Source organism: Clostridium sp. Marseille-Q7071, from assembly GCF_965112025.1.
On sequence record NZ_CBCOPR010000001.1, the window covers coordinates 2,604,685 to 2,621,661 of the forward strand.

Genomic DNA, 16,977 nt, shown 5'->3' on the forward strand with positions numbered 1-16,977 from the left:
AAAAATGTATAAAGGCTCAAATTTACCTTTGCTAGGGAGATGATTTTATGGTAAGTAATAATTCTATATTTTTTATGATTTTAACTTTTTTAGTAAGTACTATATTGCCTATTTTATTAGTTATATTTTTTTATAAGAAAGAAAAAATTTCTTTAAAAGTAGTATTTATTGGTGCTATAGGCTTTTTTATAGCTACTCAAATTTTAGAAGCACCAATTCATAAAATGGTTTTAATAAACAATAAAACTACTGCAGAACTTTTTAAAAACCCTTGGCTTTATATGTTATATGGTGGCCTTATGGCAGGGATATTTGAAGAGCTTAGCAGATATTTAATGTTTAAGTTTGTTTTAAAAGATAATAGAAAGTGGAAAGATGGTCTTGCCTATGGCATTGGTCATGGGGGCATAGAGGCAATGTTAATAGTAGGAATGACTTTTTTTAACAATATTATAATGGCATTTCAAATAAATAGTGGAAGCTTTGAAAAACTATTGCAAGTGGAAGGAGCACCAGTAGAAGCATTAAAGACAGTATATATACAAATGGTAAGCTCACCAAGTTATATATGGGCAATAGCTTCGATTGAGAGAATTTGCGCAATAATAATTCAAATTGCCTTATCATTAATAGTTCTTTATGCTTTAAAAGAAAGAAAAAAAATCTACTTATTCCTAGCTATATTGATACATGCAGTAATAGATTTTCCAGCAGCACTTCATCAAGCAGGAGTAATAAAAAGTATTGCTATAATTGAAGAATTTTCAATTATAGTAGCGGTTATAGCTTTAGTATTTATAGTAAAGAGTAAAAAGTTTTTTAGAAATAATAACATTACTACTGATTTAATTGATTGATATAGTATAGTTTATATGGAATAGATAGTAAAAATTTTATTCAAAAGCTGACATATATTAAATGCTTAGGACTTAAGTCCTAAGCATTTAATAATTTATATAAGCTTATATTTCAGTAGTTTTAAAAGTGAATAGATGGTTTGAAATTCTTAATTTAAGCCTTAAAGTCAATCCTTACTTCTAATATCTATAGAACCCATGCTACTATTTGCAATAATTCTATTATTGCTATTATTAATATTTCCATCTATTTCAGAACCTTTATGGATAGATGTATTTAAAGGGAAATCGCAACTAACAGATCCCATACTAGTTTTTGCTGAAAGTGAAAACTCAGATTTTTTAGGAAGAGTTAGTCTTATAGAACCCATAGATGCTTCTAAATCTACATTATTATTAAATTCATCATATTCTACATCTATTTCTCCCATGCTATTTTCAGCTTTTAAATTTCCCCTAAAGTTTTTTATATTAGCTGAACCCATAGAAAGTTCAATTTCACTTTCTTTAGTATATATCTTATCTCCATTTAAATCACCCATACTATTATCATATTCAAAGTAGTTGCAATTAATATTATTTATAAGGGATTTACCCATAGATAGAGAGCATTTTAAATTATCTAAATCTAAGTTATTTAAATTTATATCTCCTAATTTGGTATCTAAAGATAGGCTTCTATTATAACTTTTAGGAATATAAACTTCCAAGGATATTCTACTATTTCCCAAATTTAAATTTTTAAGACTTGATCTATACTTAATTTCTATTTTTGCTTCTGTGCCATAGGAATTAACATTTAGAGTTGGAACTGAATTTTTAAAAAAACTTTCATTGTAACTAAAAATTAATTTTACATCTTTTCTATCCTCTGAGGTAATCTTTATGCTTCCTAAAGCAGCATCAATATCAATATTATTTATGTTATCTATTGATAAGTTTTTTTCTGTTCTAAATTGAACTCCGGTACTATTATCACTATTATTTATTATAACATTTTTATTTGAACTAAATAAAAATATTATGCCACTTAGAAAAAAACAGAGAAACATCACTCCTAGTAAAACATAAATAATTTTTTTTGTCTTAGAATTATTGGCCATAATCCTCCTCCTAAATAAAGAATATTAAATTTTATATCCATATTATTCTTATATTGTATCATAATTTGCATTGTATATTATATACATAAAATAATCGATAATATAGAATATTTAATAAAAATGTCACATAATATAATTTATAATTTTATAATCTAGAATATAACTTTAGTATACCAAAGTTATTTAGAAGAAAAGAAATTTTGGTTTAAATATTTTAAATTTTTTTCATATAAATTTTAAATTAATTGCAATATTGTGGGGGGATATTTATGAGAGCATTGTTAGTCTTAGGCGTGCAAAAGCATGTATTAGATCAAAAAGAATTTGTGGAAGAAAAAGATAAAATAAAAAATCTAATTCATATATTTAGAGAAAAGGGAGAAAGAGTGATATTTACAAGACATATAGAGAATGTAAAAGAAAGTACTTTCAATAAAAACAACAGTTCTTCAGAAATTCATAAAGAGTTTAATAATTTATATGATTATTTAATTGAAAAAACAACTCCCAGCGCTTTTTATAAAACTAATTTAGAAAAAGTATTAAAGGCAGAGAACATAGATGAATTAATTGTTATAGGATTTAATACAGAATATTGTTGTATGTTTACCTCTATTGCTGCTTTTGATAGAGGATATAATGTAACCTTTATAGAGGATGCTACTGGTTTTAGTGTTGTATCTTTGAATAAGTATCCTAAATTACCTAAAGAAACCTTATTGATATTTTAATAAGAATATTATTAAAATTGTTTTAAAGGAGGTAATTTATCATGATCAGCAGAAAAATGGAAAAAGTTTTTATAAAATTAATTAAACCAATTTCTAGGAATAAAGTAAATTATTTAGCAAACACGTACAATAGTGATTTCAAAACAAAAACTTTTGATACTTTTTCTCACGTAAAATCAATGATATTTCTACAGGTTTCTAATTATAACTCACTTCATGCTTTAGTTGATGTTTATAAGGAAACACCAAGTATGCAAGAACTTTTTAACTTACCAAGTATATCTCAAATATCTCGTAAAAATGAACAAAGAAATTATCAGGTTTTCGAAAAAACTTTTCAAGATATTGTGAGCTATTTTGTAAAAAGAGTTGGGTTTAATAAAGCGTCAAAGAAATTAGGAAATATAAAAATTATGGATTCTACTACAATTCAAATAGCTGCTAAATTAGCTCCGAAGCTTTATTATGAATGTGAAAAATCTTCAATTAAATTTAATATACTATATAACTATACAAAAGATATTCCTGAAAAAGTTAATATATTTCCTTCAAAGATTAGGGATATGGATTGTATAGACAACATTATTATGGATGATGGAAGCATATATTTATTTGATAGAGGATATCGTAGTTATAAGTGGTATAGTACGCTTTATGATGATAAAATTCAATTTATTACTCCACTGTATACAGATGCTAAGGTGTTTTATTGTGGGGAAAGATATTGTTCAAAAGACAATGTATTAGATAGAGATATATTATTAGGTGCCAATGCAATTAAAAATAAAGATACAGATGAAAATAAAAGAGTATATAGGGAAATTACTTATACTGATATTAACAGTAAAAATGAAGAGGTAGAAATAAGATTATTAACAAATATGCGTAATATATGTGCAAGAAAGGTAATTTATCTTTATAAAATAAGATGGAAAATTGAGTGCTTTTTCAAGTGGATTAAGCAGCACCTAACAATTAAACATTGGATAGGTCACAATGAAAATGCACTCAAAATACAGATTTACTCTGCATTAATATCTTATATATTATTGCAAATTTTAAATATAGAATCTAAAAAGAACATGACCATGTTAAAAGTAATGCGAATAATACGAACTAACTTATTAATGAACGTTCAAGATGTCCCACTATTTGGAACATGATTTTAGCAAAAATTTAAAAATTTTTTTAAAAATACTCGCAATAATATTTGCATTATTACTGTAAATATATTGAAAAAAACATGTAAATTACTATTAAGTATAATAATTACCTATAAATTTATCAAATAAATATTAACATGTGTTTCTATATTTTATTTTTCTTGGAACGATGCAACACTAAAATGCTACTGGCACAGTAAATAGTGGAGGAATATATGGTATTAAAGGATTAGATATTAAGAACTTTATAGGTTCTGTAATGGATTTGTCTAATGTCATTAGAGTTTTATATTATGATGAATTTTTAAATAAAGAGAAATAATATATAGTTTTTCTAACAGTATTAATAGTATTATTAAGAATTTATTTAAATTATTAATAGATAATCTTATAAATGTATTCATAGATAACTAGTAATCTTACTAGTTATTTTTGAATATGGTTAGGTTGTTTTCTCATTATTTGATGATATAATATTAATAAACAGATAGTTAATAATATTTAAAATAGTATATTTATTTTAAATATTTAGAAATATTAATTTATACAAGGGGGCAAAAAAGAGGGAGCTATGGGGAAAGAAAAAGTGATTGTTGTGGCAGATATTCATGCTAATATCCATGCCTTAAATGTTTTTTTAGATTATTTACAAAATGAAAATGAAGATGTAAAGTATATTCTTAACTTAGGAGATTTTATTCAAGAAGGTCCTAACCCAACAGAAGTTTTTGATATTGTTATGAATGATAAAAGATTTGTAAATATCTTAGGAAATAATGAGCATATATTATTAAATAGAAATTTTGAAGATTTTCCAAAGGGAGAAATCGAGCATCAAAATTGGAACATTGAACTTTTAGGGGAAGAGAGAATTTGTAGATTAAAAACTTTACCAACGGAAAGAGTTATTAATATTTGCGATAAGAAGATACTTATGGTACATTCTAGAATAGATAGTATGACTGATTTACCTTTACTGTATAAGGAAGTTACTTTAGATAAGTACACAGAAGATTATGGAGATATTTGTGATTATGTGTTAATTGGACATACTCATTATCAAAGTTTAGTTAAACATTGGAGTGGTAGACCAATAATAAATCCTGGTTCAATAGGATGTTCTAGAGATGGTCTTGTAAACTTTGCAATTCTAGAATTTGATGGAAAAGCTGTGGATATTAGTTTTAAAACTCTAAATTATGATTTAGATGCTGTAGTTATGGATTTTTTTAAATATGATGTTCCAGATAAGGAACATATTCTAAAGTTTATGTATGGAATGAATTAAATAATAAGATGTGAAGCTTTGAAATTGTATATTAATTAATATACAATTTTTAATTATTAGTTCCCAATTATCTTTAGGAGGAGAAATTATGAAGCCGAGAGTATTTATAGCTCAAAATATATCAAAGGAAGTAGAGAATTATATAGAAAAATATTGTGATTATGAAATCTGGAATTCAGATGAAAAAATACCTAGGGATATATTACTAAAATCTATAGCTGATGTAGATGGTCTCATTCAATTTGGTGCTAGAATTGATAAAGAATTATTAGATGCAGCGCCTAAATTAAAAGTGGTAAGTAATGTGGCAGTAGGATATGATAATTTTGACTTAGCGGAAATGAAAAAAAGAAATATAATAGGAACAAATACACCGTATGTACTAGATAATACTGTAGCAGATTTAGTTTTTGCACTTATACTTGCTACTTCTAGAAGAGTAGTAGAACTTGATAAATTTATAAGGGATGGAAAGTGGAATAAAGATATAGATAAAGAAAATTTCGGAGTAGATGTTTATAATAAGACTTTAGGAATTATAGGAATGGGAAGAATAGGAGAAAAAATTGCGAAAAGAGGTAAGTTCGGCTTTGATATGGAGGTAATTTATTATAATAGACATAGAAACTTAGAAATGGAAGAAAAGCTAGATATAAAATATAGTACCTTTGATGAACTTTTAATAAAGTCAGACTTTATTGTTATTATGACTCCACTTAATGAAGAAACAAAAAATTTAATAGATTATAGAGAATTTAATCTTATGAAGCAATCTTCTATATTTATAAATGCTTCAAGAGGCCAAACTGTAAATGAAGATGCTTTGATAGACGCACTTGAAAAGAAAAAAATTCACGGTGCAGGATTAGACGTATTTTATAAAGAACCTATAGATAAAGATAATCCTTTATTAAAGATGAACAATGTTGTATTATTACCTCACATAGGCTCAGCTACTATAAAAACTCGTAATGAAATGGCAATGTCAGCAGCTAAAAATATAGTATCTGCTTTAATTGGAGAACCTGTTCCTAATATAGTGAAAGAATTAAAGTTACTTTAAAAATAAATTAATTTGATGTATTTATAACTTACTATATGTAAGTTATTTTTAACTTATAATGAGTAAAACAGAATAATTAAAAACTATATAACTATAAGTCCCTTGGAAACTTCACATATCTTAAAGGAAAATAATAAAATTAGTAGAATATAACTGTAGGTAAAATATGGAGGTAAACAATTATGAAAGTATTTACTAGTCCAAAGGATTATTTAATTCCTATAACCAAGGATTTAGGTGGAAAATTTCAAAATGATTTTTATTTAAGATTAATTGCTATAGAAAATGATTTTAAGGAGAATATTGTTTTAAATTCAATCTCTTTTATTTTAGTTAATAATAAAGGAGAAGTATTAAAGGAAATAGGTTATAAAGGAAACACCCTTGAAAAGAGAGCAAAGGATAGTATTGAAGAATTAAATATTTATAGAGAAAATATAATTTATGAATGTTTAGGGTTAGAAAAATTTTGGAGTAATGATAGCTTAAGTGCAAATTTAACAATACCACCAAATAAGCAGTTTGTAATTATGGCAGAATATTTTAATTTAATTACCTATGATGAAATTGAAAAAGTGGAAATAGTTATAAATTATAATATAAATAATGAAAATATAAATCATATCCATAGTCTTTCACTTAAGGCTTATGAGGTAAAAAATTCTTATGTTTTTCCTGTAAAGGGAACTTGGATAGCTACAGATATCTATTCTTCTATTGATAGCCATAGATGGTGTTATAATTCAGAGTTTGCTTTTGATTTAGGTCAACTTAATGAGGATTTTATGCTTATAAGTAAAGAGGGAATGGAAAATGAAGAATATGTTCATTATGGAAAAGAAATAGTGGCTATTGGAGATGGAACAGTAATGGAAGCTTATAATGATTTTCCAGAGTATTCACTAGGATATAAGAATAAATTAGAAAGAAGTCATTATGATAATCTTGAAAAGATTCATGGACCGGTTCCACGTTCTGCAGGAAATTATGTTGTTATAGAACATGCAAATAGTGAATGCTCTTTTTACTGTCATATGATACCGAATAGTGTTCAAGTAAAGAAAGGTCAAAAAGTTAAAGCTGGAGAAGTACTAGGTAAATTAGGTAATAGTGGAAATTCTAATTGTCCTCATCTTCATTTTCATTTAATGGATGGACCAAATAAACTTACAGCAAGAGGATTACCTTGTAATTTTACAAATATAAAAGATATAGCAAATGAAGAAATAAACTCTATTGATGAAGATTCTATGATAATAAAAACATTTTAATTTATTATACTATATAGGAGGACAGCATGATAAAAGATGAATTAAAGCAATGGAGTTTAGCTGCCATTGTAGGTATTATTTTAGCATTAGGTATAAATTATTTTTTATTTTTTATTTGTAAAATACCTTCTGCTTCTATGGAACCAACCATAATGGTAGGAGATCGACTTATTGCTACAAGGGTCTATAATAAAGATAAAATAAAAAATGGAGAAATTGTGGTGTTTTATTCTGAGGAAGAGAAGCAGTTACTAATAAAAAGAGTAATTGGTATAGGTGGAGATAAAATTAAAATTCAAGATAATGGTGAAGTTTTTGTTAACGATAAAAAATTAGAAGAAAATTATGTTTTAAACAATGAAGAAGTAGGAGGAGAATACTTAGTTCCAAAAGATCATTTCTTTTTTCTAGGAGATAACAGAATAAGATCTTTTGATAGCCGAAAATGGAATAATCCATATATTCATAAAAAAGATATTAAAGGAAAAGCAAGAATTATAATTTATCCTTTTAATAGAATTAAAGTTATGTAGTATAAATTACTTTTTATAATACAAAGTTTATAATTAAATTAGAAATTTTTACAGTGTGTATTGAATAAATATTAATTAGGTCTACAATCTTATTGTAGGCTCTTTTTCTTTTATATATTTTTCTATATAATCAATATAGATAGTTATTTAATAATCATTATTAGATAATTTTATTAGCTAAGGGGTGAGAAAAATGACAGAAGAACAAATTATTGCTATGCTTGAAAGAGATCCAATTTTAATAAGGAATATTTCAATTCCTACAGAAGAAATGAAGTTTACGGCACTTAGAAAAAATGGAGCGGTAATAAGATATTTTAAAGACCCTACAGAAGAGATGAAAAAGGTAGCATTAAGAAGCAATATATGGACAATAGAATTTATTGATAATCCTAGTGAAGAAATGTGCATATATGTAGTTAAAGAAGCTTGGAATACTTTAAAATTTATAAAAAATCCAAGTGAGGATTTAATTAAGTTAGGTATAGAGCAAAAAGGTTGGGCAATACAATATATAAAAAATCCAAGTGAAGAATTGCAACTTTTGGCTGTAGAAAAGGATTTTGATTCTATAAAATACATAAAAAATCCAACTGAAAAAGTGAAACTTACAGCAGTAACTTTGAATTATAATGCTTTAAGATTTATTGACAATCCTTATATGGAGGTTGAACTTACAGCAGTTAAACAAAATGAAGCAGCATTAAATTTTATAGAAAATATAGATGAAGAGAAAAAACTATTATTTTTAAAGGAAAATGTACTTGTAATGAAGTACTTTAAGGATAGTATTCCTATTAAAAAGGTGGAAGAAATATTTATAGATAAATTTAGTGATGAAAATATAGATGAAAAATATGTAATAGATTTTTTAAATTGTAGTAGTATAGAAAAAAATAATAATAATATATCTATGGATAAAGTTCTTTTTATATATAAATATGGAAGTAAAAAATCAAAAAGAATTGTAGTAGATCAGAGGCTAAGCTATTAAGGAGGAAACTATGAATTTTGTAGATACACTATTAAGTGCTGAGCTGGTTATTAAAACTAATTCAGTACCTCTAATTATTGGAGAAAGCGGCATAGGTAAGACTGCTCTTGCCAAAAGTCTTGCTGAGAGGAATAATTATTATTTAATTATTATAGATGGGAATCTTTTGAAAGAGGGAGAGATAGGTGGTCTTCCTACAGTAGAAGATTATATAGAATTTAATAAAGAAGGATTGGAAATCAAAAAGAGAAGAACAGTATATGCTATTCACACAAAACTTCAAGAAATTGATAATGCTACAATTAACGGTAGAGAAGTACTATTATTTATAGATGAAATCAATCGATGTGAACATACAGTACAACAGGAATTGATGAACTTAATACTAAATAGAGAGATAAATGGTTACAGCTTACCTGACAATGTTAGTATGTTAGCTGCTATGAATCCTTCAAATAAATATAATAATTTTGAAGATACTGATTATCAAGTAGTAGATATGGATCCTGCACAAGAAAATAGATTTGTATGGCTAGAGATGGAGAGTGACGTTAAAAGCTGGCTTCAATGGGCAATTGAAAATAATTTAAATAATAAAGTGATAGAATTTATTTCAACTTTTCCAGAGTATTTACATACTCCAACTTTAGAAGAAACTGTTAAGGCTACACCTAGAAGCTGGGAGAGAGTTTCAAAGAGTTATAATCACTATAAAAATAATGAAGAAAATATACCATCAAGAATATTTTTTAATGTTTTAAAGGGAAATGTAGGTACTAAAATTGCACAAGAATTTATTAGTTTTATTGAAAGTGGCAATGAACCTTTAATAAGCTATGAGGAAATATTTGAAGTGGAGAGTTTTTCACAGGAATTAAAAGATAAAGTGAAAAATGAAAGCCATTCTAGACTTTATTTAACATCAAAGAATGTATTATTTTATCTAGAAAATAAAGCTAATAAGGAAAGAGAAATAAGAATATTTTCGGATTTTCTTCAACTATATCCTGTAGATTTAAAAGTAGGAATAATGCAAGAAATAAAGGAAAATCATAAGAATTTATATTCTAAGTTTTTATATAATGATGATTTTGTTGAAGGGTATTTTAAGGCTTATAGTGAGGTGAAAAATTAGGAGGTGTTTTTATGGATAATAAATTTGAGAATTTAAGAAAACAACTCTATGAGGAAATAAGTGGATTAAAGATAAAAGATGATTTAAAAGAAAATTTTAATGATAGATTTTTTCAAATTATAGATATGGTAAACTTTTCACTGATGGAAGATAGAGATAATTTCTATGGACATTTTCTTCTTCATATGAAAAGAAATATCAATTTAGAAATAGCTACACCTACTGGAATAACAGCAAGCATTTCAGATTTTACTATACATTTTAATCCATTACTTTTTATTCAATGTAGCTTAGAACAGATGCAAGGTCAAATTAAGCATGAAATTCATCATATTTTATCGTTGCATTTAAATAGAGCAAAAGATTTAAAGAAAAAATATAGTACATTAGCTTTAAATATAGCCATGGATTTAGCAGTTAATCAATATATAGATAATCTACCGCCATATTCTATTACTATAGATTGGATTAATTTAAAATACGGAATTAATTTAGAACCTTTTAGTACTATGGAATATTATGCAGATAAAATGCAACAGGCATTGAATCTTTTAGATGAAGATAGCGATTCTGAGGAAGATGACACCAAGGTGAATGATGAAATTGCTAACGAATATAATCCAGAACTAACCCATGATATATGGGAATTCTCCGAAGAGATAGATGAAAAACTTTTAAAAGAACTTACTAAAAAATATGTTGATAAAGCATGGAAAGATGATTTGCCCGTATTTATAGATACTATGATTAAAAATCTAAATGGAAAAACTGCAGAAATTCCTTGGAATATATACTTAAAAAGACTTATGGGAAACATACCTAGTGGATATAAAAAAACTATAACTAGAAGGAATAGAAGGCAACCAGAAAGATATGATTTAAGAGGAGTTTTATCCAAACAAATTGCTAAGATTACCATAGCAATTGATATAAGTGGAAGTATTAGTGATGAAGAAATAGAACAGGCATTTATAGAGATTTTTTCTATTGTAAAAAATTATAATCATAAAATAACAATAGTTGAATGTGATAGTGAGATAAGAAGAGTTTATACTGTGAAATCTATTAGAGACTTAAAGAAAAAAGTTGATACAAAAGGTGGCACAAAATTTTCTCCAGTTTTTGATTTTGTTAATAAAAATAAAAGTAATATACTTATATATTTTACTGATGGTGAAGGTGAGGAGAGACTTAGAGTTACCCCTAAAGGATATAAAACTCTTTGGATTATCAGTGGAAGAGGAGACAAGCTGTCACTAACAAAACCTTTTGGCATTGTGAAAAAATTAAAAAGAATTGAAGTTGTAGATAATATAGATATGTATGATGTAAGAATTGATGGCTGGTCTATGAATAGTCAACAACCAGTTGAGGAATAGGTTATTCAATGCACAATTATGGATATTTCTCAGTATTAACTTCCACCCCTGGGGTTTATAATAAAATTGTATATTTTAAACAAAATTAAAGTAGTTACAAAATTTAAATCGGCGACTATTTTCTATTTAAACCCCTGGGGTGCAGTATGATATGGAACTGTATCTGCAACATTTAAAATATTTTAATTATATAGCTTATCTCTACAGTGTTAGTTTAAATTCACTAATTTTTGCTTCAAACTATACTGCACCTCAGGGGTTTTAGTGTTGCATCTTTGAATAAGTATCCTAAATTACCTAAAGAAACCTTATTGATATTTTAGTAAGAATATTATTAAAATTGTTTAAAAGGAGGTAATTTAGCATGATTAGCAGAAAAATGGAAAAAGTTTTTACGAAATTAATTAAGCCAATTTCTGAGAATAAAGTAAATTGTTTAACAAACACGTACAATAGTGATTTTAAAACAAAAACTTTTGATACTTTTTCTCATATAAAATCAATGATATTTTTACAGGTTTCCAACTGCAACTCACTTCATGCATTAGTTGATGTTTATAAGGAAACACCAAGTATGCAAGAGCTCTTTAACTTACCAAGTGTATCTCAAATATCTCGTAAAAATGAACAAAGAAATTATCAAGTTTTTGAAAAAACCTTTCAAGATATTGTAAACTATTTTATAAAAAAGGTCGGAATTAATAAAGCTTCAGAGAAATTAGGAAATATAAAAATTATGGATTCTACCACAATTCAGATAGCTGCTAAATTTGCTCCTGAGCTTTATTATGAATGTGGAAAATCATCAATTAAATTTAATATACTATATAACTATACAAAAGATATTCCTGAGAAAGTTAATACATTTCCCTCAAAGATTAGGGACACTGATTGTATAGGCGACCTTATTGTAGATGATGGAAGCATATATTTATTTGATAGAGGATATCGCAACTATAAGTGGTATGATACTCTTTATGATAATAAAATTCAGTTTATTACTCCACTATATGCAGATGCTAGGGTGTTTCATTGTGGGAAAAGAGATTGTTCAGAAGAAAATGCATTCGAAAATGTATTAGATAGAGATATTATATTAGGTGCTAATGCAATTAAAAATAAAGATACAGATGAAAATAAAAGAGTATATAGAGAAATTACTTATACTGATACTAATAGCAAAAATGAAAAGATAGAAATAAGATTATTAACAAATATGCGTAATATATGTGCAAGAGAGGTAATTTACCTTTATAAAATAAGATGGAAAATTGAGTGCTTTTTCAAGTGGATTAAGCAACACCTAACAATTAAACATTGGATAGGTCACAATGAAAATGCACTCAAGATACAGATTTACTCTGCACTAATATCCTATGTATTATTGCAAATTTTAAACATAGAATCTAAAAAGAACATGGCCATGTTAAAAGTAATGCGAATAATACGAACTAATTTACTAATAAATGTTCAAGATGTTCCACTATTTGGAACATGATTTTAGCAAAAATTTAAAATTTTTTTTAAAAATACTCGCAATAATATTTGCATTATTACTGTAAATATATTGATAAAAATATGTAAATTTCCATTAAATATAACAATTACCTATAAATTTATCAAATAGATATTAACATGTGTTTCTATATTTTATTTTTCTTGGAACGATGCAACACTAAAACCTCAGGGGAACCCTAAAGGGTTTCACTACTGTTCCCCAGAGGTGGAGTAACTAGCAATATAAAATTGCTAGTTTTAAAATTTATTCAAAGAAATTATTTTGCTAAAAAATAATTTCATCCGTAATTGTGAATTGTGAACTGTGCATTGTGAATTATTTAAATTTCAATCCCTGCCATTTTAAGCAGATATAATGCATTTTTAGTTTTACTTACACCTTCTCGTAGCTTATAGTCAAAATGAATACTATTATCAACATAGTATTCTCTAAAATTATAATTTTTAATTTTAGAGTTTTCTACAGCAAGATCACAAAGCTCTAAATCATGAGTGGATACCATTCCTAAAGTATTTTTTTTACTTAATTGATTTATTAAAACCTTAGCACCTATATGCCTATCTGTAGAGTTGGTACCTTTAAATATTTCATCCAATAAAAAGAAGATAGGAATATTATCCTTTGAAGCTTCAATTAAAGATTTCACTCTAAGGATTTCTGCATAAAAAGAAGAAATACTTTCTTCAAGATTATCAACGATTCTCATGCAGGTATAAATTTTCATTTTGCTACATTTAAAGCTAGAAGCAGCTACTTTAGTTCCACTATATGAAAGCACCATATTAAGTCCTATAGTTCTAAGTAAGGTACTTTTTCCAGACATATTGGAACCGGTAATTAATGCTATAGAATTAATATTGTTTAAAGAGAAACTATTTGATACCGCTTTTTCTCCTAATAGAGGATGATGAGCTTCTTTTGTTTCTAGTATAAGATTGTTTTTTTCAAAAGATGGCAAACTGTAATTGGGATTATCATGATTTATTAGCGCTAAGCTGCAAAGAGCTTCAATTTCACCAACAACTTCGACATACTTTTGAATATTCTTTCCATAAGATTTTTTCCAATTTTCAAGACCTAATATGGCCCTATAATCCATTAAAAATAATATGTTTAATGGGAAATATAAAAAGTTTTTTCTATCTTGAATAAGAGAAATTATTTTAGAAAGTTCTTTTATTTGATGATTTACTTTTTTATTTTCATTACCTTTTAAGTCTTTTTGAAGTTTTTTTAGATAACTGCTTCTAAAATGTTTATTTTCAAATTGCTCTATCATTGAGCCATAGGCATATATATCTTCCTTATATTTAAAAACTTCCCCTAAAAGAACCTCTCTATTTTTTACATCTATTATTAAAAGAATAATTTGAAATGCTATTAAGATTTTTCCTATATTAAAAGATAAAGTAGCTATAAACAAAGGCAATATTAAAAATATTATTGTTATTAAAGGAAAAATTTTAATAGCTACAGACAATATAGGTTTTAAATAAGTTTTATTGTAAGAACTTCCCCAAGCTATAAGTTTAGATGGGTCTTTAAATTCATCTTTAGCTTTCTCTCCTTCACTAACAAACCTTTGCATAAAACATAAATTAGAGGCAAGTTCTTCTATAGCAACTTGTCTTTCATATATTTCCTCAATGGAAAAATCCACTTCTCCACAAAGAATAGCTTTTAATCTGCGCCTTCCTAAAAAGCTATTACAACAGTTTATCATTTGAAAAAGAGATCCTTTACCTAAGATGTCTAAATCCATAGCATAATTATGATTTTTTATCGCTAAATCTTCTCCGGTATCTGAGAAATGCTTCCATTTTCCCGAAACTCTATCAATAGAGTTTTTATTTATATTTTTAATAGCTGTTGTAAGAGTTTTTTTCATTTCAAGATTTTTATGTACACTTCCTAAAACAAAAAATGCTATTAAAAAAGCTATAAAAGTTAAGGAAGATAAAGTATAAATTTCTTTTCTATATAGAAGAAAAAATACTAAAAGTGATATTATAACCAGCACAACTCTTAAAGTGCTAATAAAATTCATTAATTTATATTGACGTTTTTCAAGATGTTCAAAAGCTGCTACTCTTCTTTCATATTTTTTTATAAGATTTTTCATCACACACCTCCTGTATCTATATATTACCATTATTTTTTAAATATACAACTTTAATCAATGGAAAATTGAAAATGGACAATTGTGGTGGAAATTAATTTTGTAAATTAATTTCTTAAAATAGATTTTTTAATAAAAGTGACTGTGTCACTTTAAAAAGAAATCAATTGATAATTCTCCATTGTATAAGGGTGCAGTATAGTTCGGAACAAGACTTGTTTACTTAAGTAGAATAATGAAGATAGGTAATACAACTAAACTATACTGAGCAAAAAGTAACTACGTCACTTCAAAATAAATTAATTTTAAGTTTCTGAGCCTTTATTGAGAAATATCCAAAATTGTGAATTATGAATTGAATACTTTCTAGTAATTAATAAATCAATAATTAAGTGGGAAGATTAATTGTAGAGAAGCTAAGGAATCTTTAAAAAACATAAGTAGAAAAGTTTATAAAGTTGACACTTAGTACAAATAAATATTAAAATATAACACTGTAGAAGATTTTAATAATTCATAACTGAGAATTAGAAATTTAAAGTTAGATAAAAATTTAGTTATAGCAAACTAAATTTAAACTTTTTCTTAAGATGAGAAGTAACCATAATTGTATATTTTCAACAATTAATTATTAATTGTATAGGTTATGGATTAAAATAAAGGTGGATGAAAAAATGGTTAGGACAATTGATTATAAGGAACTTCGAGGAGATTATGTTTTAGTTGATGTGAGGAGTCCAGGGGAATATAAGGAAGCAACAATACCTGGTGCAGTAAATATTCCATTATTTAATGATGAAGAAAGAGCTCTAATAGGCACTATTTACACTAGGGAAAGTACAGAAAAAGCTAAAAAATTAGGAGTAGATTTAGTATCTAAAAAGTTGCCTAAAATTTATGAAGAAATAAGCGATTTAGAAAAGAAATATAATAAAGTTGTCATGTTTTGTGCAAGAGGAGGTATGAGGAGTGCCTCTATAGCAGAGTTACTTGGTGCTTTAGGCATAAAGGTTGAAAGAATTAAAGGTGGATATAAGGGATATAGAGCAGTAATAAATCAAGAACTTCCAAAATTAAATGAAGAGGTTACTTATGTAGTGCTTCATGGAAATACAGGGGTAGGTAAAACTGAAATTCTTAAAAAACTTATGGAAAATAATCGTGATGTATTAGATTTAGAAGGATTTGCTAATCATAGAGGATCTATATTAGGCTCAGTTGGATTAGGAGAAAACTATTCTCAAAAGCATTTTGAATCTTTAATTTATGAAGGACTTAAAAATAGAAAGAGTAAGTATGTTTTTATTGAAGCTGAAAGCAGAAGAATAGGAAGAGTTTTAATACCAGAATATATCCATAATAGAATGAAAGAAGGCATACATGTTTTTATTGATGCAGATTTAGATTTTAGAAGCAATTTAATTATTAATGAATATACTAAAGGAAAAAATTGTAATGAAGAACTTTGTGATGCTATAATGAAGATTAGAAAGCATATTAGTGTGGCTAATTTGGAACAATATTGTGAAAGAATAAGAAATAATGATTATATAGACGTGGTAAAGGAACTTATGGTAAGATATTATGATCCGCTTTATATGCATAGTTCTAATCAATATAAATATGATTTTAAAATAATCGTAGAAAGTATAGAAGCTTCTGCAAGGCAATTAGAAGATTTTATTGATAACTATAAAAATGATGTGAATTAGCAAAAGGCAGAACATTTGTTTCTGTTTTTTGCTTTTTTATCTTTACTATAAATAAGTAACGTTATAAAATAACATTTGTAACCAAAAACAAAGTTAGTATGGAGGTAAGA

14 protein-coding genes are annotated in these 16,977 nt (G+C 26.3%); 12 read left to right on the top strand and 2 right to left on the bottom strand.

The features are described 5' to 3' along the window. Positions 1-47: 47 nt before the first annotated feature. Positions 48-857 carry a YhfC family intramembrane metalloprotease gene (locus ACWPW7_RS12210; RefSeq protein WP_454053725.1) on the top strand — a complete coding sequence of 270 codons (810 nt, stop codon included), beginning with the start codon at positions 48-50 and terminating at the stop codon, positions 855-857. Between the two features lie 167 nt (positions 858-1,024). Here the strand turns inward: ACWPW7_RS12210 and ACWPW7_RS12215 are convergent, their stop codons facing one another. Then, complete coding sequence (locus ACWPW7_RS12215) at positions 1,025-1,960, bottom strand: DUF4097 family beta strand repeat-containing protein (protein WP_454053726.1); 936 nt, start codon at positions 1,958-1,960, stop codon at positions 1,025-1,027. A 269-nt stretch (positions 1,961-2,229) separates the two neighbouring features. Between ACWPW7_RS12215 and ACWPW7_RS12220 the strand changes: the two genes are divergently transcribed. From ACWPW7_RS12220 to ACWPW7_RS12265, 10 genes are all read left to right on the top strand, one after another. Then, complete coding sequence (locus ACWPW7_RS12220) at positions 2,230-2,691, top strand: isochorismatase family protein (protein WP_454053727.1); 462 nt, start codon at positions 2,230-2,232, stop codon at positions 2,689-2,691. A gap of 41 nt (positions 2,692-2,732) precedes the next feature. Then, the gene (locus ACWPW7_RS12225; RefSeq protein WP_454051883.1) at positions 2,733-3,854 is read left to right on the top strand and encodes an IS4 family transposase; all 1,122 of its coding nucleotides are present in this window, start codon (positions 2,733-2,735) and stop codon (positions 3,852-3,854) included. 571 nt (positions 3,855-4,425) lie between these two features. Next, positions 4,426-5,142 (top strand): metallophosphoesterase family protein, encoded by a 717-nt coding sequence (locus ACWPW7_RS12230; protein ID WP_454053728.1) that lies wholly within the window; start codon positions 4,426-4,428, stop codon positions 5,140-5,142. An 88-nt stretch (positions 5,143-5,230) separates the two neighbouring features. Beyond that, a complete protein-coding gene (locus ACWPW7_RS12235; RefSeq protein ID WP_454053729.1) occupies positions 5,231-6,205 on the top strand; it encodes a 2-hydroxyacid dehydrogenase in 975 nt (324 codons plus the stop codon). A gap of 182 nt (positions 6,206-6,387) precedes the next feature. Further along, positions 6,388-7,476 carry a M23 family metallopeptidase gene (locus ACWPW7_RS12240; protein WP_454053730.1) on the top strand — a complete coding sequence of 363 codons (1,089 nt, stop codon included), beginning with the start codon at positions 6,388-6,390 and terminating at the stop codon, positions 7,474-7,476. A 26-nt stretch (positions 7,477-7,502) separates the two neighbouring features. Further along, on the top strand, positions 7,503-8,009 hold the full coding sequence (gene lepB, locus ACWPW7_RS12245; RefSeq protein ID WP_454053731.1) for a signal peptidase I: 507 nt from the start codon (positions 7,503-7,505) through the stop codon (positions 8,007-8,009). 193 nt (positions 8,010-8,202) lie between these two features. Further along, positions 8,203-9,003, top strand: a complete 801-nt coding sequence (locus ACWPW7_RS12250; RefSeq protein ID WP_454053732.1) for a hypothetical protein — start codon at positions 8,203-8,205, stop codon at positions 9,001-9,003. A gap of 10 nt (positions 9,004-9,013) precedes the next feature. After that, a complete protein-coding gene (locus ACWPW7_RS12255) occupies positions 9,014-10,138 on the top strand; it encodes an AAA family ATPase (protein ID WP_454053733.1) in 1,125 nt (374 codons plus the stop codon). Between the two features lie 11 nt (positions 10,139-10,149). Next, entirely contained in the window at positions 10,150-11,517 is a 1,368-nt protein-coding gene (locus tag ACWPW7_RS12260; RefSeq protein ID WP_454053734.1) for a vWA domain-containing protein, read from the top strand. 364 nt (positions 11,518-11,881) lie between these two features. Then, positions 11,882-13,015 carry an IS4 family transposase gene (locus tag ACWPW7_RS12265; protein ID WP_454051923.1) on the top strand — a complete coding sequence of 378 codons (1,134 nt, stop codon included), beginning with the start codon at positions 11,882-11,884 and terminating at the stop codon, positions 13,013-13,015. 340 nt (positions 13,016-13,355) lie between these two features. Here the strand turns inward: ACWPW7_RS12265 and ACWPW7_RS12270 are convergent, their stop codons facing one another. Then, positions 13,356-15,158 carry a MutS-related protein gene (locus ACWPW7_RS12270; protein WP_454053735.1) on the bottom strand — a complete coding sequence of 601 codons (1,803 nt, stop codon included), beginning with the start codon at positions 15,156-15,158 and terminating at the stop codon, positions 13,356-13,358. A 671-nt stretch (positions 15,159-15,829) separates the two neighbouring features. On the opposite strand from ACWPW7_RS12270, the gene mnmH reads away from it, so the two are divergent. Beyond that, positions 15,830-16,867 (top strand): tRNA 2-selenouridine(34) synthase MnmH, encoded by a 1,038-nt coding sequence (gene mnmH, locus ACWPW7_RS12275; protein ID WP_291566509.1) that lies wholly within the window; start codon positions 15,830-15,832, stop codon positions 16,865-16,867. Positions 16,868-16,977: the final 110 nt, after the last annotated feature.

What these genes read in the sequence shown, in the direction of transcription:
- ACWPW7_RS12230 (WP_454053728.1), top strand. Translation starts at nt 4,426, where the DNA reads ATGGGGAAAGAAAAAGTGATTGTTGTGGCAGATATTCATGCTAATATC.
- mnmH (WP_291566509.1), top strand. Translation starts at nt 15,830, where the DNA reads ATGGTTAGGACAATTGATTATAAGGAACTTCGAGGAGATTATGTTTTA.
- ACWPW7_RS12235 (WP_454053729.1), top strand. Translation starts at nt 5,231, where the DNA reads ATGAAGCCGAGAGTATTTATAGCTCAAAATATATCAAAGGAAGTAGAG.
- ACWPW7_RS12210 (WP_454053725.1), top strand. Translation starts at nt 48, where the DNA reads ATGGTAAGTAATAATTCTATATTTTTTATGATTTTAACTTTTTTAGTA.
- ACWPW7_RS12260 (WP_454053734.1), top strand. Translation starts at nt 10,150, where the DNA reads ATGGATAATAAATTTGAGAATTTAAGAAAACAACTCTATGAGGAAATA.
- ACWPW7_RS12215 (WP_454053726.1), bottom strand. Translation starts at nt 1,960, where the DNA reads ATGGCCAATAATTCTAAGACAAAAAAAATTATTTATGTTTTACTAGGA.
- ACWPW7_RS12220 (WP_454053727.1), top strand. Translation starts at nt 2,230, where the DNA reads ATGAGAGCATTGTTAGTCTTAGGCGTGCAAAAGCATGTATTAGATCAA.
- ACWPW7_RS12270 (WP_454053735.1), bottom strand. Translation starts at nt 15,158, where the DNA reads ATGAAAAATCTTATAAAAAAATATGAAAGAAGAGTAGCAGCTTTTGAA.
- ACWPW7_RS12250 (WP_454053732.1), top strand. Translation starts at nt 8,203, where the DNA reads ATGACAGAAGAACAAATTATTGCTATGCTTGAAAGAGATCCAATTTTA.
- lepB (WP_454053731.1), top strand. Translation starts at nt 7,503, where the DNA reads ATGATAAAAGATGAATTAAAGCAATGGAGTTTAGCTGCCATTGTAGGT.
- ACWPW7_RS12240 (WP_454053730.1), top strand. Translation starts at nt 6,388, where the DNA reads ATGAAAGTATTTACTAGTCCAAAGGATTATTTAATTCCTATAACCAAG.
- ACWPW7_RS12265 (WP_454051923.1), top strand. Translation starts at nt 11,882, where the DNA reads ATGATTAGCAGAAAAATGGAAAAAGTTTTTACGAAATTAATTAAGCCA.
- ACWPW7_RS12255 (WP_454053733.1), top strand. Translation starts at nt 9,014, where the DNA reads ATGAATTTTGTAGATACACTATTAAGTGCTGAGCTGGTTATTAAAACT.
- ACWPW7_RS12225 (WP_454051883.1), top strand. Translation starts at nt 2,733, where the DNA reads ATGATCAGCAGAAAAATGGAAAAAGTTTTTATAAAATTAATTAAACCA.